Source organism: Roseobacter cerffii (assembly GCF_054226325.1).
The window spans coordinates 3,699,929-3,723,773 of record NZ_CM135757.1; the positions used below are offsets into that span (position 1 = coordinate 3,699,929).

The 23,845-nt window shown below is 61.6% G+C and carries 23 protein-coding genes; 5 read left to right on the forward strand and 18 right to left on the reverse strand.

Annotated features, from left to right (window positions below):
• Positions 1-32 precede the first annotated feature (32 nt).
• Both ACVC7O_RS17935 and clpS read right to left on the reverse strand, forming a co-directional pair.
• A complete protein-coding gene (locus ACVC7O_RS17935; RefSeq protein ID WP_458323485.1) occupies positions 33-1,025 on the reverse strand; it encodes a class I SAM-dependent methyltransferase in 993 nt (330 codons plus the stop codon).
• A 4-nt stretch (positions 1,026-1,029) separates the two neighbouring features.
• A complete protein-coding gene (gene clpS, locus ACVC7O_RS17940; protein ID WP_458323486.1) occupies positions 1,030-1,371 on the reverse strand; it encodes an ATP-dependent Clp protease adapter ClpS in 342 nt (113 codons plus the stop codon).
• 88 nt (positions 1,372-1,459) lie between these two features.
• Between clpS and ACVC7O_RS17945 the strand changes: the two genes are divergently transcribed.
• Positions 1,460-2,167: an HAD family hydrolase gene (locus tag ACVC7O_RS17945; RefSeq protein WP_458323487.1), complete on the forward strand. Its 708-nt coding sequence runs from the start codon at positions 1,460-1,462 to the stop codon at positions 2,165-2,167.
• A gap of 220 nt (positions 2,168-2,387) precedes the next feature.
• Positions 2,388-3,848 (forward strand): D-alanyl-D-alanine carboxypeptidase family protein, encoded by a 1,461-nt coding sequence (locus tag ACVC7O_RS17950; RefSeq protein ID WP_458323488.1) that lies wholly within the window; start codon positions 2,388-2,390, stop codon positions 3,846-3,848.
• A gap of 10 nt (positions 3,849-3,858) precedes the next feature.
• Here the strand turns inward: ACVC7O_RS17950 and ccoS are convergent, their stop codons facing one another.
• The 8 genes from ccoS to ccoN all read right to left on the reverse strand — a co-directional run bounded on the left by ccoS (position 3,859) and on the right by ccoN (position 11,604).
• Entirely contained in the window at positions 3,859-4,020 is a 162-nt protein-coding gene (gene ccoS / locus ACVC7O_RS17955) for a cbb3-type cytochrome oxidase assembly protein CcoS (protein ID WP_458323489.1), read from the reverse strand.
• Complete coding sequence (locus ACVC7O_RS17960) at positions 4,017-6,206, reverse strand: heavy metal translocating P-type ATPase (RefSeq protein ID WP_458323490.1); 2,190 nt, start codon at positions 6,204-6,206, stop codon at positions 4,017-4,019. Before ACVC7O_RS17960 ends, ccoS begins: the two co-directional genes overlap by 4 nt.
• Positions 6,203-6,676, reverse strand: coding sequence for a FixH family protein (locus ACVC7O_RS17965; protein ID WP_458323491.1), 474 nt, complete (start codon positions 6,674-6,676; stop codon positions 6,203-6,205). Before ACVC7O_RS17965 ends, ACVC7O_RS17960 begins: the two co-directional genes overlap by 4 nt.
• On the reverse strand, positions 6,676-8,106 hold the full coding sequence (ccoG, locus tag ACVC7O_RS17970; protein ID WP_458323492.1) for a cytochrome c oxidase accessory protein CcoG: 1,431 nt from the start codon (positions 8,104-8,106) through the stop codon (positions 6,676-6,678). Before ccoG ends, ACVC7O_RS17965 begins: the two co-directional genes overlap by 1 nt.
• Positions 8,107-8,193: 87 nt before the next feature.
• Positions 8,194-9,057, reverse strand: coding sequence for a cytochrome-c oxidase, cbb3-type subunit III (gene ccoP / locus ACVC7O_RS17975; RefSeq protein WP_458323493.1), 864 nt, complete (start codon positions 9,055-9,057; stop codon positions 8,194-8,196).
• Positions 9,054-9,239: a cbb3-type cytochrome c oxidase subunit 3 gene (locus ACVC7O_RS17980; protein ID WP_458323494.1), complete on the reverse strand. Its 186-nt coding sequence runs from the start codon at positions 9,237-9,239 to the stop codon at positions 9,054-9,056. The genes ccoP and ACVC7O_RS17980 overlap by 4 nt, the downstream gene beginning before the upstream one ends.
• 13 nt (positions 9,240-9,252) lie before the next feature.
• Positions 9,253-9,978 carry a cytochrome-c oxidase, cbb3-type subunit II gene (gene ccoO, locus ACVC7O_RS17985; protein ID WP_458323495.1) on the reverse strand — a complete coding sequence of 242 codons (726 nt, stop codon included), beginning with the start codon at positions 9,976-9,978 and terminating at the stop codon, positions 9,253-9,255.
• Between the two features lie 12 nt (positions 9,979-9,990).
• The gene (gene ccoN, locus ACVC7O_RS17990; protein WP_458323496.1) at positions 9,991-11,604 is read right to left on the reverse strand and encodes a cytochrome-c oxidase, cbb3-type subunit I; all 1,614 of its coding nucleotides are present in this window, start codon (positions 11,602-11,604) and stop codon (positions 9,991-9,993) included.
• Positions 11,605-11,797: 193 nt separating this feature from the next.
• Between ccoN and ACVC7O_RS17995 the strand changes: the two genes are divergently transcribed.
• Entirely contained in the window at positions 11,798-12,634 is an 837-nt protein-coding gene (locus ACVC7O_RS17995; RefSeq protein WP_458323497.1) for a universal stress protein, read from the forward strand.
• Between the two features lie 6 nt (positions 12,635-12,640).
• Here ACVC7O_RS17995 and fnrL read toward each other — a convergent pair whose 3' ends face one another.
• Positions 12,641-13,384 carry a transcriptional regulator FnrL gene (gene fnrL / locus ACVC7O_RS18000; protein ID WP_458323498.1) on the reverse strand — a complete coding sequence of 248 codons (744 nt, stop codon included), beginning with the start codon at positions 13,382-13,384 and terminating at the stop codon, positions 12,641-12,643.
• A gap of 63 nt (positions 13,385-13,447) precedes the next feature.
• On the opposite strand from fnrL, the gene hemN reads away from it, so the two are divergent.
• The gene (hemN, locus tag ACVC7O_RS18005) at positions 13,448-14,803 is read left to right on the forward strand and encodes an oxygen-independent coproporphyrinogen III oxidase (RefSeq protein WP_458323499.1); all 1,356 of its coding nucleotides are present in this window, start codon (positions 13,448-13,450) and stop codon (positions 14,801-14,803) included.
• A 57-nt stretch (positions 14,804-14,860) separates the two neighbouring features.
• Here the strand turns inward: hemN and ACVC7O_RS18010 are convergent, their stop codons facing one another.
• The 5 genes from ACVC7O_RS18010 to ACVC7O_RS18030 all read right to left on the reverse strand — a co-directional run bounded on the left by ACVC7O_RS18010 (position 14,861) and on the right by ACVC7O_RS18030 (position 21,258).
• Positions 14,861-16,441 carry an ABC transporter ATP-binding protein gene (locus ACVC7O_RS18010; protein WP_458323500.1) on the reverse strand — a complete coding sequence of 527 codons (1,581 nt, stop codon included), beginning with the start codon at positions 16,439-16,441 and terminating at the stop codon, positions 14,861-14,863.
• The gene (locus tag ACVC7O_RS18015; RefSeq protein WP_458323501.1) at positions 16,438-17,544 is read right to left on the reverse strand and encodes an ABC transporter permease; all 1,107 of its coding nucleotides are present in this window, start codon (positions 17,542-17,544) and stop codon (positions 16,438-16,440) included. Before ACVC7O_RS18015 ends, ACVC7O_RS18010 begins: the two co-directional genes overlap by 4 nt.
• Positions 17,544-18,635 carry a microcin C ABC transporter permease YejB gene (locus ACVC7O_RS18020; RefSeq protein ID WP_458323502.1) on the reverse strand — a complete coding sequence of 364 codons (1,092 nt, stop codon included), beginning with the start codon at positions 18,633-18,635 and terminating at the stop codon, positions 17,544-17,546. Before ACVC7O_RS18020 ends, ACVC7O_RS18015 begins: the two co-directional genes overlap by 1 nt.
• 7 nt (positions 18,636-18,642) lie before the next feature.
• Complete coding sequence (locus tag ACVC7O_RS18025) at positions 18,643-20,571, reverse strand: extracellular solute-binding protein (protein ID WP_458323503.1); 1,929 nt, start codon at positions 20,569-20,571, stop codon at positions 18,643-18,645.
• 183 nt (positions 20,572-20,754) lie between these two features.
• On the reverse strand, positions 20,755-21,258 hold the full coding sequence (locus ACVC7O_RS18030) for a c-type cytochrome (RefSeq protein WP_458323504.1): 504 nt from the start codon (positions 21,256-21,258) through the stop codon (positions 20,755-20,757).
• A gap of 119 nt (positions 21,259-21,377) precedes the next feature.
• Here ACVC7O_RS18030 and ACVC7O_RS18035 point away from each other — a divergent pair, with 119 nt between their 5' ends.
• A complete protein-coding gene (locus tag ACVC7O_RS18035) occupies positions 21,378-22,223 on the forward strand; it encodes a prephenate dehydratase (RefSeq protein ID WP_458323505.1) in 846 nt (281 codons plus the stop codon).
• 81 nt (positions 22,224-22,304) lie between these two features.
• Here ACVC7O_RS18035 and ACVC7O_RS18040 read toward each other — a convergent pair whose 3' ends face one another.
• Entirely contained in the window at positions 22,305-22,772 is a 468-nt protein-coding gene (locus ACVC7O_RS18040) for an SRPBCC family protein (RefSeq protein WP_458323506.1), read from the reverse strand.
• 36 nt (positions 22,773-22,808) lie between these two features.
• Positions 22,809-23,777 (reverse strand): NAD(+) diphosphatase, encoded by a 969-nt coding sequence (nudC, locus tag ACVC7O_RS18045; protein ID WP_458323507.1) that lies wholly within the window; start codon positions 23,775-23,777, stop codon positions 22,809-22,811.
• Positions 23,778-23,845 lie beyond the last annotated feature (68 nt).

Sequence of the window (23,845 nt, forward strand, 5' to 3'; positions counted from 1 at the left end):
TCCCCTGTTGCGCAGCTTTATGCTAGCTGGTTCTACGTTTTTTTGCGACGCGGACGGCTGGCGTGAAACAGTTTGAACCTCCGGTCGCCATCCAGTTCGGTCGTTTTGGCAAACAGTGTTTGTAAGAGTATTTCATAAGGCAAATGCCGGTTGGCGACCATCCAAAGATGTCCTTGTGGGCGCAGCATCCGGGCAGCCGCCTCGATGAACGCCTGTCCCAACGCGGGATCTGCCGCGCGACCTGTGTGGAACGGCGGGTTCATGACGACCGAGTCGATAAGGTCCTCCGGCACCCATGTGGTTGCATCGGCCCAGTGAAACCGCGCCCGTGGATCCGTCACGTTGTGCCGCGCGCAGTCGAGCGCCATATGCCCCGCTTCAACGAGATGGACCTCCTCGACCTCGGGTCGGGTCAGCACATGCGCTGACAGAAACCCCCAGCCTGCGCCCAGATCAGCTACGTGACGTCCAAGCGCCTCGGGCAGTGCCTCGACCAGCAATGCAGACGCCGGGTCGATTGCATCTGCCGAAAACACGCCGGGAGCCGTCCAGAAACCACCCCCAGTGAGCGCCGGCCCTGCCGCCCAGTCCGCAAAGAGTGAATCGCCAGCGCTGTCGATCCAGAAGAGCTTGCCGTGCGCCTTTGTGACCGGACCGTTGACGGGTGTCAGCCGCTTGATCTCGCGCAGCAACCCATCGACCCCATGGGTCTTCTGCCCATCAATCACGAGCAAACCTTCCGTCCGCGAGGCGGCTTCGGCAATCAGCGCTCGCGCCTCGGCCTTAGCCCGCGGCAGCACGACAAGCGCCGCGGCGTATCTGCCCTCCGCACTCACATCGCAGCGAAATCCACGGTGACACCACGCGTCAACGTGGGGTTTGAAGTCAGCAATGATTTGAACTCGGTCTTTTGGCAGATCTGCGAGATCAGCATCGATCGGCGGATGAAAGACCGCGATCTGACCGTCCGATGGCAAGAGCAACCCGCCCCCGTCGAGAGCGAGCGAGAGTCGGGCGTCTATCACGCGCTCAGTCTTCTTTTTCCATCGTGCATTGCAGGGGGTGCTGATGCCGGCGCGCAAAGTCCATGACCTGCGCCACCTTCGTCTCGGCGATCTCATGGCTGAACACACCGACGACGGCCACGCCCTTCTTGTGAACGGTCAGCATGATCTCGAACGCCTGCGCGTGGTTCAACCCGAAGAAACGTTCAAGCACATGCACAACGAACTCCATCGGCGTGAAGTCATCGTTGAGCAACAAGACCTTATAGAGCGGTGGGCGCTTGGTCTTCGGCTTGGTCGCGGTCAGGATCGACGTGTCGCCGTCATCCTCGGATCGGTCCGCCATCATCACTGCGTCGCGGTGCATTTCTGCTCCTGATCTGCGTTTAGGTCGTGGTGAGTCGTTGAGCGCTCTATATAAACTGTCTGAACATTTAGGAAAGGGGGCCGAGGGAATGGCGCAGGCGCTCACCACAATCGGCTTTGATGCTGACGATACACTCTGGCACAACGAGCGGTTTTTCCAGATGACACAGTCTCATTTCGCCGCGCTCCTCTCCGAGTTCACCGACCGGGCCAGCCTGATGGAACGTCTGCTGGCCGCGGAAACGCGCAACCTCGGACATTATGGCTTTGGGGTGAAAGGCTTCACGCTGTCGATGATCGAAACGGCCATTGATGTCACCGATGGTCAGGTATCGGCGTCCGTGATTGCAGAGATCCTCGAGACCGGGCGGGAGATGCTCCGCCACCCCGTCGAGCTGTTGCCTCACGCCCGCGAGGCGGTCGAGCGCGCGCGGGAAACCTATCGTATCATCCTGATTACAAAAGGAGATCTTCTCGATCAGGAACGCAAACTCGCGCAGTCCGGGCTCGGGGAGTTGTTTGACGGTGTCGAGATCGTCTCGCATAAGACCGCGCAAACCTATGTTGATGTTTTTGCCCGACATGGAGCTGGCCCGGATCGCGGCATGATGGTCGGCAATTCGCTGCGCTCGGATGTGTTGCCGATGATCGAGGCGGGTGGCTGGGGTGTGTTCGTGCCGCATGAGCACGAATGGGATATGGAGCATGCCACACCGCCACGCGACGCCGCGCGTTACCACGCCCTCGCGACACTCGCGGATCTTCCGCAACTGATCGGTCAGATCGAGTCCCTTTGAGTAGGCGATCTTCCCGCGCCGATTGCCTCATTTCTGCCACAATCGCTCTTTTGGGTGTCGCGCTGCGCGAGGTCACCAGATGTGGATCATGGTTCACCAAAACTTAACGCAAATACTTTAAATCAAAGACTTTATAGAAATTCAAAGCTGTGCTAGTCTGGCGCACATAAAACAGCCAGTCGGAATAATCGGCGGCGTGAGGCAGAAAAGGCAGGTTATCATGAAGGTTCGGCGTGTAGTGCCGGCCCGGTACGGGCTATTTATTCTGGCAGCTTTGTGGATGGTGGTGGTCGTCCCGCTCAGCGCGGTCGCGGCACCTTACGCCGCCTACGTAATGGATGCGCGATCGGGTAAAGTCCTGCATTCCCGCAACGCGGATACGCGGTTGCACCCCGCGTCTCTCACGAAGATGATGACGCTCTATATCGCATTTCAGGCGGTCGAGCGCGGTGAGATTTCGCTCGACACCAAGGTGAACATTTCCCGCTTTGCAGCCTCCGAGCCCCCGTCCAAGCTGGGTCTCAAACCAGGTCAGCGTATTGCCTTTCGCTACCTGATCCGCGCTGCTGCTGTGAAATCTGCCAATGACGCTGCAACCGCCATCGGTGAGGCGCTGGAAGGCTCCGAAGCGGCCTTTGCCCGCCGCATGAACCGAACAGCGAAGGCTCTCGGCATGAGCAGCACGACCTTCAAGAACGCACATGGTTTGACCGAATCGGGCCACCTTTCGACGGCGCGGGACATGTCGATCCTCGGACGCCACGTGCTCTATGACTATCCCGAGTACTACAATCTCTTCTCTCGCCGCTCGACCAATGCAGGTGTGCGGGAAGTGGCCAACACCAACAGACGGTTGCTTTCGGCATACCGCGGTGCCGATGGCATCAAGACTGGCTATACACGTGCCGCGGGCTTCAATCTGGTTGCCTCGGCTGAACGTGGCAGCGAGCGCATCATTGCGACCGTGTTCGGCGGGACCTCCACCAGCGCGCGCAACGCACGGGTGGCGGAACTGCTCGACATGGGGTTCAAGCGCGCCCCTACACGGGTCGCCCTGCGCAAACCGCAAAAGCCCGCGTACATGGGCGGCGGAAGTGGGAAAACGGTGCGAGTGAGCGGGATTACCCGGACCAGCCTGCGCCCGCGCCTACGGGCAGGCACCACGCTGGTTGCAGCGGCCCCCGCGCCCACCACTCCGCCGCCAGCAGCGGCTCAGGCGAGTACCAGCGGCGTCTTGTCCTCCGACATCCAGATGGCGCTGATCGCAGCGCAGCAGACCCCTGTTGAGCCGGAGCCGACCGTCGAGACACCTGCAGCGCCCGCCAACAGCAGCCTGGCAGGTATCAGCCTGCGGCCGATCATGCGCCCGACAGATACGGTCGTGGTCGAGGCCGAAGGGGCAGCGTCTGAAAACGAGGTGGTGACACGCCTGTCCACATCCGGAGGGCACCAATGGGGCGTGAACGTGGGGCGCTATACAACGCGTTACAACGCCGAACGTGCCTTGGTCACAACTGCCTTGGCCGAGATGACCACACTGGAAGGCACATTGCGCAAGGTGGTCAAGAAGCCCACCGGGTTCGAAGCGAACTTCCTCGGGATGACCCGTGATAGCGCCGATCTCGCCTGCCGCAGGCTGACCGCGCGCAACATTGACTGCGAGATGGTTGGTCCTTCATAGGGCCAGCCGGTTAGTCGTCTTTGGGTCGCTCGTCCCACCTGTCACTCAGGATCCGGCGGCTGTCACCCTCGGGGTCATCATACTGCCGGGTTTTCAGCGTGTAGAGGAAGCCCAACAGTCCAAGCCCGCCGAGGGCGAGGGAAATCGGGATCAAATAGGCCAGAACATTCATCGCCGCCCTCCAATCCGCAGCGCGTTGAGTGACACCGAAATGGATGACGTGGACATGGCCAGCGCCGCGATCAGGGGCGTGGCCAGACCTGCCACAGCGAGCGGCACCGCGACCACATTATAGAGCGTTGCGATCTGAAAATTCTCCCGGATACGTCGCGTTGCCTGCCGCGCGACGGCAACGGCATCGGCAATCGGTGATAAATCCTGCCCGAGCAAAACCATATCCGACGCAGCACGCGCTGCATCAAGCGCCTGCGCGGGACTGATCGAGACATGCGCCGACGCGAGGGCCGCCGTGTCGTTCAGTCCGTCTCCGATCATTAGAACGTGTCGACCGTGCTCACCAAGCTCCGCCACGAAACCGGCCTTGTCCTCCGGTAGCATGGCCGCGTGCCAATCGGCGATGTCCAAGCGTGCCGCGAATGCTGCGACTGCCGCAGGGCGATCTCCAGACAGTAAAACCACGCGAATCCCCTGATCCCTCAGCGCGGTCAGGGTCTCAGCCGCACCTTTTCGCGCGGTGTCGGTAAACTTGAGCAGAACGGTTGCGCCATCCGCTGCTTCCAAGGCCGCGCAGATTTCATCGTCGTCCGCCGCCAGGCCGATCCAATCCGGACGCCCCAATCGCACGTGCTGGTCACCAAATGTCGCCTCGGCCCCGAAGCCCGGGCGCTCGACGCGCTCCGACAGCGGCACCATCGAGCAACCTTCACCACGCGCAACCTCGGCTATGGCCAGTGACAACGGATGCTGAGAGCCGTTGGCCAGCGCATAGGCAATCGACTTCTGCTCTCTGGTCAGGTCCCCCCAATTCGTGAGCTTCGGCTTACCCGTGGTGAGCGTGCCCGTCTTATCGAAGACAACCGTATCGACCTCGGCCAATCGTTCCAAAGCCGTTGCGTTCTTGATCAGCAGCCCCTTGGAAAAGAGCCTGCCCGACGCCGCTGTCGTGACTGCGGGCACCGCCAGTCCGAGGGCGCAAGGGCAAGTGATGATCAGCACGGCGGCTGCGATGTTCAGCGAGACGCGCATATCGCCGGACCAGATCAGCCATCCGAGAAAAGCCAGCGCGGACAGGATGTGAACGCCCGGCGCATAGAGTTTGGCTGCGCGGTCCGCCAGGGACGTATATCGTGACCGCCCGCTTTCGGCGATGGCAACGAGGGCGGCCATCCGCTGGAGCGACGTATCCTGACCAACGGCGGTTGCGCGCAATGTCAGCGGACCGGTCAGGTTCACCTCGCCCGCACTCATCATGTCGCCCGGTCCTCGGGTTTCAGGCAGCGTTTCGCCCGTCAACAGTGCCCGATCCACCTCAGACCGCCCATCGATGACCACACCATCAACCGGTGCACGGCCACCCGGGCGGACGAGTACATGATCGTCGCACCGCAGCTTGGAGACCGGCACCTCAACCGGGCCGTCCTCCGACACTCGCAAGGCGCGAGGCACCTCGAGCGCTGTCAACTCCTCGGCAGCCGAGCGGGCTGCCGAACGGGCCCGCGCATCAAGCCAACGCCCCGCGAGGAGGAAGAAGGTCAGCGTCAGTGCCGCGTCAAAATAGGCGTGATGACCGGAGAGCCACGTCTCCCAAAGAGACGTCACCAGCGCCAGCAGGATCGCAAGGCTGATCGGCACATCCATATTCAGCCGCCCGGCGCGCAGCGCGTGCCACGCATTCACGAAGAAAGGCTGCGCGGAGAAGGAGATCGCAGGCAAGGCGATGGCGGCGGAGATCCAGTGAAAGAGATCGCGGGTCGCGTCTTCAGCCCCCGACCAGACCGCCACCGAGAGCAACATCACATTCATCGAAGCAAAGCCAGCCACGGCCAAGCGCATCAGAAGGTCACGCCCGGCGCTGTGGGTGGTCGTTTCGTTCAAGGCGCCCGGATCAAGCTCATGCGCCTCGAATCCTTCATGCGCCATTAGATCGATCAACTCGGCCGAGCCGACCTCGGGCCCGGCGTCAATCATCGCGCGTTTGAGGGTCAGGTTGACCCGCGCGGATGTCACGCCGGGGTATGCATTCAATGCTCGCTCGATCTTGGTTATGCAGGCCTGACAGTGGATCGTCGGCAACGACAGCATGATCCGCGCGTCCTGGCGCGGTGGGGTCACCGGCTCCGCCGGGCTCGCAAGGCAGCCCGGGCAGGCAACAGGCGTATTTGTCGTGGCCGTCGTCACGAAGCGTCCTTAGGCACATGCAGGATCACCCGTTGCTGGAACGCGGTTCCATCTTCGGCGACGGCTTTCATGCGGAGGTTCCAGTTGCCCGGTGCCAGCACGGCGGGCGCCACATACGCGATGCCATCGAAGACAAAGGAAGGCGCCTGATCATCGCGCACGTGGGTGGCCCGGCCCAGAGTTGCCTCAAGCTCGGCGACCTTGACGGGCTGCCCCGCAGTATCGGTAATCGACAGCACCACCTCATCGCCGCGCGCCTGCGCGAGGACCGACCAGCCAAGCGCTTGCTGCGCCGCACGGTTTTCATCGAAGTGCTGGCTCGCCACATAGGAATTCTTGACCTCGAGCCCCGGGAAGGTGCTCAGCGCATTATAGGCGAGCGTCAGGTTGACGGTGATGATCACCGTGAACATCGAGACGAAGATCAGCGCGACATGGCGGCCTGTCAGTTGCTTGGAAGCGGTCGTCATTACTCATCTCCTTTGCCGTTGAAACTGCTGTCCTTGTAGGCTCGGTCGCCGTTGCTCAGGTCTTCGACCCAGAAGCGCAGGTCGTTGCGTGCAGCCTCCGCCGGGTCAGAGCCCGGGGGGGCGATCACGTAGACCCGCTGCAGAAGCGACGTATCCGCAGGTACGTCGACCGATCCGTAGGGTGTGCCTTCGAGCTGGATACGCAATGCCGGATCGCCCGCGAGAGAGAGCCGGAACAGCCGCTCCTCATTGTTCTTGTTGCGCAGGCGAATGTCATAGGTGTTCCGGATCGACCCGTCTGAGAGGGTCACAAAGGTCGGGTTACGCACCGCGGCCACGGTCATCTCGATCTCCGCACGGATGAACAGCGCCACGACCAGCGCCACGCCAACGCCGCCCCAGAGGGCCGCGTAGAGGAGCGTCCGGGGTCGGAAGATGTGCCGCCAGATGGGCCGGGGTTCAGCGCCAGCGCGCTCCCGTTCTTCATCGGACAGTGCGATGTAATCGATGAGCCCGCGCGGCTTGCCAATGCGCTCCATCACGTCGTCGCAGGCGTCGATGCAGAGGGCACAGGTGATGCATTCCAGCTGCTGCCCGTCCCGAATGTCGATGCCCATGGGGCAGACGTTCACACAGGCCATGCAGTCGATGCAGTCGCCCATCGGCTCGGTCTTGGCCTCCTGGCTGTGCTTGCGCGGCTCGCCGCGCCACTCGCGGTAGGCGACGGTCAGTGTGTCTTCGTCCATCATCGCCGCCTGAATGCGCGGCCACGGGCAGGCATAGATGCAGATCTGTTCCCGCATGAACCCACCAAAGACGAAGGTTGTGGCCGTCAGGATCGCCACGGTGATGTAAGCGACCGCATGAGCCTGGCCGGTGAAGAGCTCGACAAACAGTGTTGGCGCATCGGCGAAATAGAACACCCAGGCGCCGCCCGTCGCCACGGCGATCAGCAGCCAGAGGACCCATTTGGTCAGCCGCATCCTGAGCTTGCGCGCATCCAGTTTCTCCTGCCGGTGCAGGCGCAGGCGCGCGTTGCGGTCGCCCTCGACCCAGCGTTCGACAAGGATAAAGAGATCGGTCCAGACGGTCTGCGGGCAGGCATAGCCGCACCAGACCCGCCCGAGGGCGGAGGTAAAGAGAAAGAGGCCAAGCCCCGCCATGATCAGCAGGCCGGCCACGAAATAGAACTCGTGGCTCCAGATCTCGATCCAGAAGAAGTAGAAGCGGCGGTTGGCCAGATCGAGCAATACGGCCTGATTGGGCAACTCGGGGCCGCGGTCCCATCTGATCCACGGCACGAGATAGTAGATACCGAGGGTGACCGCGAGGATCACCCATTTGAGGTTACGGAACGGCCCCGAAACGCGGCGCGGGAAAATCGGCTCGCGGGCGGCGTAGAGGCTGGGAGGCGGCGCTTGATCTGTCACGGCTGTCCTTGCGGATGTGTAAGAGGCGTCGGGACCGGAGCGTATCTGGGGCACCTTACCACAGATCCGGCCCCGCCGGGTCGGGGGTCACTCACCCCCGCCCAACTGGTGCACATAGAGTGCCACCGCCCTGATCTGTGCCTCGCTCAAGCGCTGTGTCCAAGGCGGCATCACGCCATAGCGGCTATAGGTCACAGTCTCGGTGAGGGTCTCTTCATCACCACCGTAAAGCCAGATGGCATCGGCCAGATTCGGAGCGCCGAGATCGACGTTGCCGAGCCCATTGTCACCGTGACAGGCCGCGCAGTTGTCCGCGAAAAGCTCCGCACCCGGCTCTGCCAGCGCCGCGTCAAACTCTCCACCAGAAAGCGACATCACGTAATTGACCACCTGGCTGATCTCTTCGGGCTCGAAGATTTCACCGTAGGCTGGCATCTCGGAATAGCGCGCGTCCGGGTCCTCTTCGTTACGGATACCATGCGCGATGGTGGTGTGAATGGCCTCGATGTCACCGCCCCAGAGCCAGTCGTCATCCAGCAGGTTGGGATAGCCCACAAAACCTGCGGCACCGGAGCCATGGCATTGCGCACACCAGGTGCGAAAGACCGCGGCGCCAGCCGAGACCGCATAGCCGTTCAGCTCCGCGTCGGCGGAAATCTCTGTGAGTTCCGCCTCGGCCAAGCGCGCATTGATGCCTGCGTTGGCGTCTTCCACCGCCGCGATCTCAACCGCAACCTCTTCGCGTGTTGAATAGCCCAGCAAGCCGGACGTCGCCGAGGAGACAAGCGGCCAGGCCGGATAGGCGATGGTATAGGCCACACCCCAGACGATGGTCGCGTAGAAGGTCCAGAGCCACCAGCGCGGCATGGGGTTGTCGAACTCCTCGATCCCGTCCCATGTGTGGCCGGTGGTGTTCGGATCGCCCTCTTGTTTCGGGGGTACTTTACTCATTTCTCTGCCTCCTCTCGGGGCGCGGGTCGGTCATCATTGCGGAAGATCATGTTCTTGGCTTCATCGTGCTTTGCACCCGAACCGGGCCGGATGACCCAGAACCAGATGCCCACGAAGATGCAGAACAGGACCAGAAGCATCCAGCTGTCAGCGAATTCACGCAGGAGCGAATAGGTTTCCATCTGATCTCTCCCGTTAGCGGCTTGCGTCGGGCGTGAAGGTCGAGAAATCAACCAGCGTGCCCAGCATTTGCAGGTAAGCAATCAGCGCATCGGCCTCCGAAATGCCCGGTGCCCCGTCGAAGTTGCGCACCTGCGCGCCGGGGTAGCGCTCGAGCATATCGTCGAAGTCGCTGTCAGGGTCTGCCTGTGCGCGGAAGTCGGCAGCGGCTGCCTCGATCATTTCGTCGGTATAGGGCACACCAACGAGGCGATGCGTGCGCAGCAGGTCCTCGATGTGATCCGCATCAACCAGCGTCTCTTCGAGGAAGCCGTACTTTGGCATGATCGATTCCGGCACCACCGACTGCGGATCGCGCAGGTGGTCGATGTGCCAGTCATCCGAATACCGCCCGCCCACACGGGCCAGATCTGGCCCGGTGCGCTTGGAGCCCCATTGGAACGGATGGTCGTACATCGATTCCGCGGCCAAGCTATAATGGCCATAGCGCTCGACCTCGTCCCGCATCGGGCGGATCATCTGGCTGTGACAGACGTAGCAGCCTTCGCGGATGTAGATGTCACGACCGGCCAGTTCCAGCGGCGAGTAAGGGCGCATCCCTTCCACTTCCTCGATGGTGTTCTCGAGGTAGAAGAGCGGCACGATCTGCACGATGCCACCGATGGTGACCACCAGGAAGCTGAGGATCAGCAGCAGGGTGGCGTTGGTTTCGATGAGCTTGTGTTTGCTGAGGATCGACATGTTGGCCCCTCCTTATTCCGCGGGGACAGCTGTGCCGAGGGTCGCCTTGGCAGGCGCCGCACGGACAGTCATCCACAGGTTGTAGCACATGATGATCGACCCGGTCAGGAACAGCACGCCGCCCAGACCGCGCACCACATACATGGGGAACTTGGCACTCACGGTGTCGGCAAAGCTGTTCACGAGGAAACCATTGGCATCCACTTCGCGCCACATCAGACCCTCCATGATCCCGGTCACCCACATGGACGCCGCGTAGAGCACGATGCCGATGGTGGCGAGCCAGAAGTGCCAGCTCACAAGGCTGAGGCTGTAGAGCCGCTCGCGCTTCCAGAGGACGGGCACCAGGTAGTAGAGCGCGCCAAAGGTGATCAACCCGTTCCAGCCCAAGGCACCGGAGTGCACGTGGCCAATGGTCCAGTCGGTGTAGTGCGACAGCGAGTTGACCGAGCGGATCGACATCATCGGACCCTCGAAGGTCGACATGCCGTAGAACGCGAGGCTGGTGACCATCATCCGCAGCACCGGGTCGGTGCGCAGCTTGTCCCAGGCGCCTTGCAGCGTCATCAGACCGTTGATCATCCCACCCCAGCTGGGCATCCACAGGATGATCGAGAAGACCATGCCAAGCGTGGACGCCCAGTCGGGGAGTGCGGTGTAGTGCAGGTGGTGCGGACCGGCCCAGATGTAGAGGAAGATCAGCGCCCAGAAGTGGATGATCGAGAGCTTATAGGAGAACACCGGGCGTTCGGCCTGCTTCGGCACGAAGTAGTACATCATGCCCAGGAACCCAGCTGTCAGGAAGAAGCCCACGGCGTTGTGGCCATACCACCACTGCACCATCGCATCCTGCACGCCGGAGAAGACCTGCACCGATTTGCTGCCCCAGATCGAAACAGGGATCGAGATGTTGTTCACGATGTGCAGCATCGCGACGGTCACGATGAAGGACAGAAGGAACCAGTTCGCCACGTAGATATGCGGCTCTTTCCGGCGAATGATGGTGCCCAAGAAACAGGCGAGGAAGGCGACCCAGACGATGGTCAGCCAGATATCCACATACCACTCGGGTTCAGCGTATTCCTTCGACTGCGTGCCACCCAGAAGGTATCCGGTGGCCGCCAGCACGATGAAGAGCTGATAACCCCAGAACACGAACCAACCCAGGTTGCCGCCCCAAAGCCGCGCTGCGGAGGTGCGCTGCACAATGTAGAATGACGACGCGATCAGCGCGTTGCCGCCAAATGCAAAGATCACCGCCGACGTGTGCAGCGGGCGCAGGCGTCCGAAGTTGGCATAGCCGTCCGCCCAGGCGAAGTTCAGCTGCGGAAATGCCAGCTGAAAGGCGATCACGACCCCCACGAGAAAACCGACCACGCCCCAGAACGCGGTGGCGATCACGCCCGCGCGCACGACGCTGTCGAAATACTCGTTGGTGGGGATGGGTTTAACAGGTTCGTCCGTCGCGCGCAGCGTTGTCAGAAACAACCCCGCCGCCACTATCATGAAGATCACCATATGCACCTGGTAGGCCAGATCGCGGGCATAGCTGGCCGCGATCATCGCAAACAGCGTGGCGAGCGCCAGGACCACCAGCTTCACGTAGTTTGATGTTCCGGTATTCATTGTTCCGGGTTCCCTTCCGGTTAGCCCCACGCTGGGCGTGGGAACGTCTCAATGCTCCGGGTGTGCCGTTTCGCGCGTGAGCGCGCTTTGATCTGCATCAAGCATCCGGGCGTTTTTGCCTGACGCGGATCAAGGTTCGCGCATGACGCGAAGGCTAGGCTTGCAGACAAGATCACTGCAAAGGACCCGCGCCATGACCTTCAAAACCCTCTTCACCGCGATGACCGCTTTCGAGCCGAGCCAGGCCGCGCTGGCCCAGGCCGCTGCCATGGCCGAAGCACTGGATGCGCACCTGGATGTGATGTGTCTGGGGATGGACCGCTCACGCAGCAACTACTACGAGGTCGGGGCCAACGCGATCCTTGTCCAAACCGCGCTGGAGGAGGCGCATCGAAAGGCCGACGAAACGCGGGTTCAGGTCGATGCCTGGCTGAAGACCTCCAACCTCCGCTGGACAGCTGTGGATGCGGTCGCCACGCTCGCCGACGCCGGGCGTCCCCTGGCGCTGGCCGCGCGCTTTGCAGACCTCAGTTTTGTCCCTCTGCCCTACCGCAAGGACAGCAGCCCGGAGGAGACGCTGATCCTGGAAGCGATGCTTTTTGATGCCGCCTGCCCCACGGTGGTTATGCCGGACATGGACCCGGTCGCGACGCCGTCGCGCATTGTCATCGGCTGGAACGAAAGCACCGAAGCGCTGCGTGCGATCCATGCGGCAATGCCCTTCCTGACCGCCGCGAAGGAGGTGCATATCGCCATCATCGACCCGCCGGAACATGCCGCGGATCGGTCAGACCCGGGTGGTGCCCTCGCGGTGATGCTGTCCCGCCATGGTGTCAACTGTGATATACAGGTGATGTCGCGCAACGGCGCCCGCGTCAGCGAGCGCCTCCAGCGTCACGTGACCGAAATGGATGCACAGATGCTGGTGATGGGCGCCTATGGGCATTCGCGTTTTCGCGAGGCGATCCTTGGTGGAGCGACCCGCGAAATGCTCGAGCACGCGAAGGTGCCGGTGTTCATGGCGCACTGACGCCGGTCAGACGAGATAGCCGCCATCGCTGTCGTCACCCGCTTCGGTCATCAGCCGATCCATATCGGGAATCGTCACCAGCCGCTTGCCGCTGAGCACGATCACACCGTCGCGCTTCAACGCGGAGATTTGGCGGCTGACCGTTTCGAGCGTCAGACCAAGATAGTCGGCCATCGCCTCGCGGGTGAGCGGAAGCTCGAACTTCAGCTCCTTGCCGGGAGCCCCCAGACCCAGCAGTGCATCGCGGCGCGCGATGATCGACAACAGGCTGGCGATCTTCTCGCGTGCTGTTTTTCTTCCTAAAACCAGCATCCATTCGCGGGCCGCGTCTAGTTCGTCGAGTGTCATCTCGAGCAGGCGATGCGCGATATGCGGGGTCGTATTGATCATCTGTTCGAAGGGTTTGCGCCGGAAACAGCACATCACCAGATCCGAGGTTGCTGTCACCGTGTAAGCCGCCTCGGCGCGCCCGGGACGCCCAACGAAATCAGAGGGCAGCAACAGGCCGACCATCTGCGTGCGACCATCTTCCATTGTCTGGGTCAGTGTCGCGACCCCCGAGACCACGGAGGCCACGAAATCCATGTGGTCCCCGGCCCACATCACCGTCTGTCCGGCGCTGAAACTTCGATAGTACTTGATGTCTTCCAGCAGTTCGAGTTCTTCGCTGTCACATTTCGCACAGACGGCCCGATGACGGATCGGGCAGTCCGAACAAGTCTTGAAGGCAGGGGCAACCACCTGCTGCATTTTGGAGCTCCACTTTTGATCTGTGTCAAGGAACGGTGACACAACGCACTTTATGCGGGTAGTATGCACATGACATCCAAATTAGCCAAGCTGGGGCTTTTTGACGCGATGGTCCCTCGGTATACGAGCTACCCGACCGCGCCCCAGTTCAAGGTCGAGATCGGCGGTGGCCAGATGGAAAGCTGGGTGCGCGCGATTGCACCGGGCAGCCAGATATCCCTCTATCTCCACGTCCCCTTCTGCAGGCGGCTTTGCTGGTTCTGTGCGTGCCGAACCCAAGGAACACAGACCTTGTCGCCGGTTGCGGGGTATCTCGAGACGCTGATCCAAGAGATCGAGATGCTCGGCCAGCTGTTGCCCGAAGGCGTGACACTCAGCCGGATGCACTGGGGTGGCGGCACGCCGACACTGCTCTCTCCAGCGATGATCAGTGAACTTTCGAGTGCTGTTGCAAGCATAACTCCGCTCGCGCCCGGTGCTGAATTTTCGGTTGAGGTCGATCCGAACGAGATCGATTCGGCGCGCGTTGACGCGCTGGCCAAGGCCGGCATGACACGGGCGTCGATTGGGGTGCAGGATTTCGACCCTGAGGTGCAGAACACAATCGGTCGCATCCAGGGTTTTGAGATCACGCGCGACGCCGCCGAGATGCTGCGCGCGGCCGAGATCAGCTCGCTGAATGCCGACATCCTCTTTGGCCTGCCGCATCAGGATGAGACCAAGATCGCGGCCTCGGTGCAGAAGCTGCTGACCCTCAACCCCGACCGCGTGGCGCTCTATGGGTATGCGCATGTGCCTTGGATGGCGCGGCGGCAATCGATGATCCCGAGCGATGCCTTACCCGCACCAGAGCGTCGGCTGAGCCTCTTTGAGACGGCCGCCCGGCTCTTTGATTGGGATGGCTATGCTCAGATTGGTATCGATCATTTCGCTGCTCCGCATGACAGCCTCGCCATCGCCGCGCGCGCGGGACATCTGCGGCGCAACTTCCAGGGCTACACGGATGACCCGGCCCAGACGCTGGTGGGGTTGGGCGCCTCGGCCATCTCGCGCTTCCCGCAGGGCTACACGCAGAACGCATCGGCCACGTCGGACTATGCCAAAGCGATCCAGTCCGGACGCTTTGCCGCCGCCCGCGGACACGCGTTCGGGGGTGAAGACCTTCTACGCGCGCGGATCATCGAAGCGCTGATGTGCGACTTCGAGGTGCGCTTCGATGACATCGCCCAACGCTTCCCCGGGGCCGTGCGCCGGGTCGCAGAATTGCTGCAATCGGCATCAGACCAGTTCGGCGAGATGGTACATCTGGCCGAGACAGGCCTGCGCATCCGCCCCGAAGGACGCCCGCTCACGCGGATCATCGCGCGGTTCTTTGACGCCTATGACATGTCGGGGGCCGGGCACGCTTCGGCCATCTGAGCGAAGGGTGGCCCAAGGCCCACCCCACCTGCTGGTCAGACCTGTTTTCGCCCGAGTTCAGACGGCGGCTTGCAGGAGTGTGCGGGTGTAGTCATGTTGCGGCGCGTCGAAAATCGCGTCAACCTCGCCCATCTCCACCACATCACCACGCTTCATCACCATCACTTTGTGCGACATCGCGCGCACGACCTTCAGGTCATGGCTGATGAAGATGTAAGCGAGCCCGTACTTGGCTTGCAGATCACGCAGCAAGTCAACGATCTGCACCTGAACCGTCATGTCCAGTGCGGAGGTGGGTTCGTCCAGCACAAGAAGGCGCGGGCGCAGGACCATGGCGCGGGCAATGGCGATCCGTTGGCGTTGACCGCCCGAAAACTCATGTGGATAGCGGTCCATCGTCGCCGGATCGAGCCCCACCTCCACCATGACTTCGCGCACAAGATCGCGGGGGTCGCGGTCGGCGTCTACCTTGTGAATACCCAGCCCCTCGGAAATGATCTGCGCGCAGGTCATACGCGGTGAGAGGGAGCCGTAGGGGTCCTGAAAGACAATCTGCATATCCTTGCGCAGGCTGCGCAACTCGCGCGTCGACCACTTGCGCACATCCTGGCCCCTGAAGACGATCTGTCCCTCCGAGGCGATCAGCCGCATCATGGCCAGTGCCAGGGTGGTCTTGCCGGAGCCGCTTTCGCCGACGATGCCGATGGTCTCGCCCGCGCGGACAGAGATGCTGGCGTCGTTGACCGCCTTCACGTGCCCGACGGTGCGGCGCAGCAGCCCAGCCTGGATCGGGAACCAGACCTTCATGTGTTCGGTCTGCGCCACGGTGTCTGCATCCATCGGCACCGGCGCAGGCGCACCAGATGGCTCGGCCCCGAGCAGCTTGATCGTGTAGGGGTCCTGCGGTGCGTCGAAGATCTCGCGCGCGGGTCCGGTCTCGACGATCTGGCCCTGCTGCATCACGCAGACCCTGTCGGCGATGCGGCGCACGATCCCAAGGTCGTGGGTGATGAACAACAACCCCATGCCGAGACGGTCCTTGAGCTCCTTCAGGAGATCGAGGATCTGCGCCTGGATCGTCACGTCCAGCGCGGTGGTCGGCTCATCCGCGATCAGCACATCTGGCTCATTGGCCAAAGCCATCGCGATCATCACCCGCTGCCGTTGCCCGCCAGAGAGCTGGTGCGGGTAGCTCGTGAGCCGGGTTTCGGGATCGGGGATGCCGACCTGGTTCAACAGTTCCAGAATGCGCGCGCGGGCAGCAGCGCCCGCCAGCCCCTGATGCAGCGCGATACTTTCGGCCAACTGCTTCTCGATCGTATGCAGCGGGTTGAGCGAGGTCATCGGCTCTTGGAAAATGAAACTGATGTCGTTGCCGCGCACCTTGCGCAACTGCGCCCCATCGGCACCGATCATCTGCTGGCCCTCATAGGTGACAGAGCCGGACACCTCGGCGCTCTCGCCCAGCAGAGACACTGTCGAGAGCGCGGACACAGATTTGCCGGACCCGGATTCGCCGACCAGCGCAACAGTCTCACCCCGCTCAACCGAAAAGCTCACCCCTTTAACCGCTTCGGTGAGCGCGCCGTCCTGCCGGAAAGCCACACGCAGGTCTTTCACCTCGAGAAGAGCGCTCATGAAAAGGTCTTTCTGGGGTCGAAAGCGTCGCGGATACCTTCGAAGATGAAGACAAGCAGCGACAGCATGATGGCGAAGGTGAAGAAGGCGGTGAAGGCCAGCCATGGGGCCTGCAGGTTCTGCTTGGCCTGAAGCGTGAGTTCACCCAGCGATGGCGCAGAGGACGGCAGGCCGAAGCCCAGGAAATCGAGGATCGCCAGCGTCGAGATAGTGCCGGTCACGATGAACGGCAGCATCGTCAACGTCGCCACCATCGCGTTTGGCAGCATGTGGCGGAACATGATGGTCATATTGCTCACCCCAAGCGCGCGGGCGGCGCGCACGTATTCGAGGTTACGCGCGCGCAGGAATTCAGCACGCACGACCCCCACAAGCGAGGTCCAACTGAAGAGCACCAGCAGGATCACCAACAGCCAGAAGCTTCGACCCAGGATGGCGAACATGATGATGATCACGTAGAGCGACGGGGTCGAGGACCAGATCTCGATGATGCGCTGGAAGATCAGATCCGTCTTGCCGCCAAAGAACCCCTGCACCGCACCCGCGATGATGCCGATCAGGCTTGCAGCACCGGTCACGATCAGCGTGAAGAGAATTGACAGTCGGAAGCCGTGGATCACGCGCGCCAACACATCGCGCTTGGTGCCGTCGGTGCCGAGCAGGTTCTCGCCATTCGGCGGGAGGGGCGCTGCACCGGGACGGTCCACAGCCGTGTCGAAGGAATAGGGGATCAGCGGCCAGATCGTCCACCCTTTTTCAATCTGCTCGCCCTCGATCACGCCGTCCTGCGCGTCTTCGATGTAGCCCTCGGGGTCATCGAAACAGAAGTCCAAGCCGCCTGTCTCGATCAGGCATTGCACCTCCGGGTCGCGGTAGACCGCCTCGGTCTGGAAGTCCCCGCCGAACTCCGTTTCGGGATAGAAGTTCCAGATCGGCGTGTAGAAACTGCCGCGGTACTGCACAAGGATGGGTTTGTCGTAGGCGACGAATTCCGCCATCAGCGAAACTCCAAAGAGCACCGCAAAAATCCAAAGTGACCAATAGGCCCGCTTGTTGCGTTTGAAATTGCGCCAGCGGCGCTGGTTCAGCGGGGACATCGCCATCAGCCTTCCCGCCGCTCAAAGTCGATCCGGGGATCGACGAGCACATACATCAGGTCCGACAGGATTCCGACCAACAGACCAATGAGGCCGAAGATGAAGAGCGTGCCGAAGACGACCGGATAGTCGCGTGCCACGGCTGCCTCGAACCCGAGGCGCCCGAGCCCATCGAGGCTGAAGATCGTTTCGATGATCAGCGAGCCGCCGAAAAAGACGCCGATGAACACGGCCGGGAAGCCCGCGATCACGATCAGCATCGCATTGCGGAACACGTGGCCATAGAGCACGCGCCCCTCGGCCAAGCCCTTCGCGCGCGCGGTGATCACATATTGCTTCTTGATCTCATCAAGGAAGCTGTTCTTCGTCAGCAGCGTCAGCGTGGCGAAGGCCGAGATCGTCGAGGCCAGCACCGGCAGCGTGATGTGCCAGAAGTAATCCGCCACCTTACCCAAGGGGCTAAGTTGATCGAAGTTGTCCGAGGTCAGACCGCGCAGAGGAAAGATCTGCCAATAGGATCCACCCGCGAAGAGCACCAGTAAAAGGATCGCAAAGAGAAACCCGGGGATCGCATAGGCGGCGATGATCGCGCCAGAGGTCCAGGTGTCGAAACTGGTGCCATCCTTCACCGCTTTGCGGATGCCGAGCGGGATCGACACGAGATAGGCGATCAAGGTTGACCACAGGCCAAGGGTGATCGAGACGGGCAACTTTTCCTTGATCAGGTCGATCACGGAAATCGAGCGGAAATAGCTTTCGCCGAAATCAAACCGCATGTAGTTCCAGATCATGTTCAGAAACCGTTCAACAGGCGGCTTGTCGAACCCAAATTCCCGCTCAAGCTCGGCGATGAACTCAGGCGGCAGGCCACGCGCGCCGACGTATCTGCTGTCAGATGCGGTGTTGAGTTCATCCGCGCTGGTGTCGTTGTTAGTCCCCGCAAAACCACCGAAGACATCGCCGCCGCCCTGCGCGCGGGCGATGGCCTGTTCTACCGGGCCCCCAGGTACGAATTGCACCAGAGCAAAGTTGATCAGCATAATACCCAGCAGCGTCGGGATGATCAGCAGAAGTCTTCGGACAATATAGGCGCCCATGGAGCGGTTACCTCAGCGCCCCTGCTTCACGCAATGCATCGGCCTTGTCCTGATTGTACCACCAGAAATCGAAGTACCCTAGATTGTAAGGCGGGATGTCGGGGTGTTCATACTGATCATAATAGGCCACCCAATGGGACGGGTTGTACCACAGCGGGATCATGATGAACTCATGCCTCAGCGCGCGATCAAGCGCCATCAGCGCGGCGGTCTCTTCTTCACGGGTTTCGGCATCAAGAGATGCCTCGATCAACGCATCGACCAGCGGGCTGGCCAAGCCGGCAGGATTGAAGAGCGAGAATGCGGCATCCTCCGACCCAAAACGCTGTGTGAGACCTGTACCGGCGCCCAGAAAACTGGCGTAGCTGTCATAGAGCAGATCATAGTCCCGATCACGCTCGCGCGCCGTGAACTGCGAGGGGTCGACCTTCTCGAAGGTCACATCGATGCCGAGCTTTTGGGCATTCGACACGAAATTCTCCATCACCGCGGTCAGCGTGGCGCCAGCCGCGGAGTTGAATAGAAAATTCAGGGTCAACGACTCGCCATTGGCGTTGCGACGGACACCGTCGTCCCCCACGGTCCAGCCCGCCTCATCGAGCAGACCCATGGCGACCCGGGCTTGGCGGCGGTCAAAGAGCCGCGCAGGGTTCGAGGTGTGTGGAATCCGCACTTGTTCGTTCAGCATCTCCGGTGGCACCAGATCACCCAGGGATGTGAGCAATGCCAACTCCGCGCCCGTCGGCGTCCCCTCCGCCATCAGAGGCGAGCCTTGCGTGAAAGACGCACGCTGATTGTAGAGGCCATACTGCAGGCTCTCGTTGGTCCACTCGAAGTTGTAAGCCAGCGCCACCGCTTCGCGGACACGTTTGTCTTCCAGAACGGGGCTCGCCAGGTTGAAGATGATGCCCGTTGGAACCGGTGGATTGCCATTGGGCAATTCTTTCTTGACGACCTGACCCGCCCGCGCTTTGGGGAAGTCATATCCGGTTGACCACCGCTTGGAGTCGGCCTCGGCGCGGAAGGTGTACTCGCCCGCCTTGAAGGCCTCGAAGGCCGCGGTGTCATCGCCGAAGATTTCCAGCCGCAGACGGTCAAAGTTGTGCCGCCCGCGGTTGAACGGCAGGTCCTTGCCCCAGTAGTCCGGGTTGCGCTTCAACACGATCCGACGCGAGATATCGACGCTTTCGACCACATAGGGACCGGACCCAGTTGGCGCCTCAAGACGGCTTTCATCGAGGCGTGCGCCGGTCTCTTCGTACCATTTCTGCGACCAGGCGGGCACAGTGCCAACCTGCTCTATCAGGCTGCGACGCGAGATACCTTCGGCGAAGTAGAACTTTATGGTGTGGTCGTCGATCACCTCGACCTTCGGGATCGCGCGGCGCACGCTGTCTGCGTAGGACTTGAAGCCTTGGTCCAGCAAGAGGTTGTGGCTGAAGGCGATGTCATGCGCGGTGACCGGCGTGCCATCGGAGAAGCGCGCCTCTGGCCGCATGTAGAAGATTACCCAATCCTTGCTGGGCGGGTACTCCAGGCGCTCGGCCAGAAGCCCGTAGTACTCGCCATAGACATCGGCCGGGGCCGCCGTGCCTGCAGCGCCCTCACCCAAAAGGCTCTCGTACATGAAAACCGAAAACGCATGCGCCCGGCCCTGGCGGGCATAAGGATTCATGGAATCGAGCGCGCCCACGAAAGAGATCGACAGCTCTCCCCCCTTGGGCGCATCGGGGTTCACATAGCTGAAGTGCTCGTAGTCTTCCGGATAAGTCAGATCGCCGTAAAAGGAGTATCCATGGCTGACGATGGTCTCTTCTTCGGCCTGCGCGGTCACTGCCCAGACGACAGCGAATGCAAGGATCAGCGCGCTCAGACCGGCCATACCAAAACCTGTTTTGAGGGGGCGTGCGGCTGCTCGGGCCTGGGGGGCGATCATCTTGCATATCCTCCGGTCATGCGCCGTGTATCTCGGCGTCTTCGTCGTTAACCATGTAAGCTAACGGGACAGAACGCCAAGTTACAAGTTGCGAAAATGTGATCTGCAAGGTCAGAGGCACATCCACGAAAAAAGCCGCCTGTTTCTTAACAAGCGGCTCTTTTAGTTAATTTGTGGTTAAGATCAGTTGTCCAGGCTGTCGAGATACGCGATCAGATCGGCGCGCTCTTCCACCTTCTTCAGGCCCGCAAAGCTCATGGACGTGCCCGGCGCATAAGAAGACGGACGCTCAAGGAAGCCGTCCAGGTTTTCCGCGGTCCAGGCCCCATCCATCGAGGCCAGCGTGTCGGAATAGTTGAACCCGCCCACGGCGCCCTTTTCGCGACCCACGACGCCATAGAGATGCGGGCCTGTGCCATTCTCGCCATCGGCCAGCTTGTGGCAGGCAGAGCATTTGCGGAACACGCGAGCCCCGGCCTCGGGATCGGCAGATGCCAGAACGGTTGCGAAATCGACCTCTTCAACCTCTGCCACCTCTTCGCCGCCTTCCACTTCGATCACGTAAGCAGCCTCGCCATGGCTATCCACATGGTACAGCTCTTCAGCGGCCCATTTACCGAGCAGGAACACGAGCAGCGCACCACAGACGGCCCCGGCTGCTTTTGTAAAGGTCATAGTGTCGAGCATTCTCATCGATCCATTGCTATGGGTTTGCGCGCTATCTATTGCTTCACCTTCGCGGTGGCAAGGTGTAGTTACCGCGACCAATCGACCCCGCATAGAAGAAAAGAGCCAAGGAACGCTTAATGAGTACCGCATCCTCCGCCCGCATCGCATTCCAGGGCGAATTGGGAGCCTATAGCCACGAGGCCTGCCGCGTTGCCCGCCCAGACATGACCCCCGTCCCTTGCGCCACCTTCGAAGATGCGATCGACGCGGTGCGCAGCGGCAAGGCGGAACTGGCGATGCTGCCGGTGGAGAATTCCACCTACGGGCGGGTCGCGGACATTCATTCGCTGTTGCCCAAGTCGGGGCTGCATATCATCGAGGAAGCCTTCGTACGGGTGCATATCAACCTGCTGGCCGTCCCGGGCACACGGATCGAAGACGTGACATCGGCGATGAGCCATACCGTCTTGCTGGGCCAGTGCAAGGCGTTCCTGTCGAAGCATGGGATCAAGCGTGTCACCGGTGCGGATACCGCGGGCTCGGCGAAAGAGGTCGCGGCTACGGGCACACCCGGGATGGCGGCGCTCGCCAGCGAATTGGCCGGCGAGATCTACGGGCTCGATCTTCTGGCACGCCACATCGAGGACGAGGGCAACAACACCACCCGCTTCCTGTTGATGTCCCCCGAGGCCGATCACTCCCGACGCGGCGCCCATGGCATGATCACGAGCTTTGTCTTCGAGGTGCGCAACATCCCCGCCGCGCTCTACAAAGCCATGGGGGGCTTTGCGACCAACGGGATCAACATGACCAAGCTGGAAAGCTACATGGTCGGTGGCTCATTCACCGCAACGCAGTTCTACGCCGATATCGAAGGCCATCCGGAGGACCCGGGCGTCCGGCGCGCGCTTGAGGAGTTGGATTACTTCACCAATATGGTGGAAATCCTCGGTGTCTATCCGGCCGATCCGGGGCGGCACTAACCCGGAAACGGGATGAGGCAGAGCGGCGGGCGACCTGGTCGCGAGGAACCGCGCACACCTCGCCAACCAGCCTTGCGATGATCAAACGGCGCTCTTGTGACGCCGCTCCATCTCTTCGACATGGTGCGCAACGCGTTCCTTATAGCGCTGCGTCAAACGCGGCTTGGCAAGTTTCAACGACTGGATCAGAAGACGCGCAGGCAGTGTTGCGGGGCGCATGTCGAGGCTGACCATCACCCGCGTCCGGGTCTGCGACAGCGGGATCAACTCCAAACGGGTTTCACCCTGCAGCCCTTGCGATGTGAAGGCGACAACCACATGCTGCGGCGGCTGGTACTCCACCACTTTGAGTGAGGCCGTTCGCTCCCGGCCCCGCACGTCAAAGATCGCCTCCCAGGCCAGCCCAACACCCAGTTGCGTCAGTTCATCCACACGCCGCACATCGGCCCCCCGGCGCATAGCAGCCCGCTCAAGCTGATCGAAGTCGGTCAGAAGGGCAAAGGCCTCTGCAACCGGCGTCTCCATGACCTCTTGTGTGGAAAACTTCATAAGATGCCTGTCATTGCCTGTGGGCGAGCGCCTTGGTCAATCCAACCGGTCAGCCAGCCAGTTTTCCAGCAAAAAATGCGCAATCGCGCCCTGACGCGCGGGTTTGATGACCGGGTGCGCCCCGGCAAAGACGGTCATCATCGCCTCGCGACTCACCCAAAGCGCATCCTCGATCTCGACCGGATCAATCGTGATGGCTTCGCTGGTCGCCTCTCCGGCGCACCCGAACATCAGCGAGGCGGGGAATGGCCATGGCTGGCTGGACAGATAGCGCACCGGTCCGACCTGCACCCCGGTTTCCTCGAAGACTTCGCGGCGCACGGCGGCCTCCAGCGTCTCGCCCGGCTCCACGAATCCTGCGAGCAGCGAATACATCCCCTCAGGCCACCCCGGCGAGCGGCCCATAAGCACGGAGTTCCCACGCGTGATCAGCATGATAACAACCGGATCGGTGCGCGGGAAATGGGTGCCAGCACAGGCGGGGCAGCGACGCTGCCAGCCGGCCTGACTCATGTCCGATGCGGCACCGCATTTGGAACAGAACCGATGCGTTTCGTGCCATCCGAAGATCGCCTTTCCGGTCGCGGCCAGTTCGGCATCCCGAGGCGTGAGCCAGGTCATGACACGCCGCAGTTCGAGAAATGCCATCGTGTCGGGCAAATCCGGATGCCGCTGTTCGCTCGGGTCAAGGAAACCGCCGAGCGCAGCCTCATCCAGATCGTCCGGTGCCCAGCCCGACAGATCAAAGCCAAACCGATAGGCTCCGTCTTCACGGCCAAGGAGTATCCGTTCATCAGAAGCCGATGACAGAACGGGATGATCCATCGGCATGCGGGCCAGCGCTGCGGGACGTTCGACCTCGATCAGCGGCTTGCCCCGCCAGAAAAGCACGGCGCGCGTGTCAGGATGCTCAGCTGCGGCTGCAATCGCACCGCTGTCGAGGCGTATCTCCCCGGCTCGGTCCAGCGACGACCCGCCAAAGGTCACCGTTTCCGCATGTCTCATCGTCTGTCCCCGCATTTTTGACACGACTGGCACGCGCTCCGAGCTGTTTCAAGTGCCAAGCCGGTTTC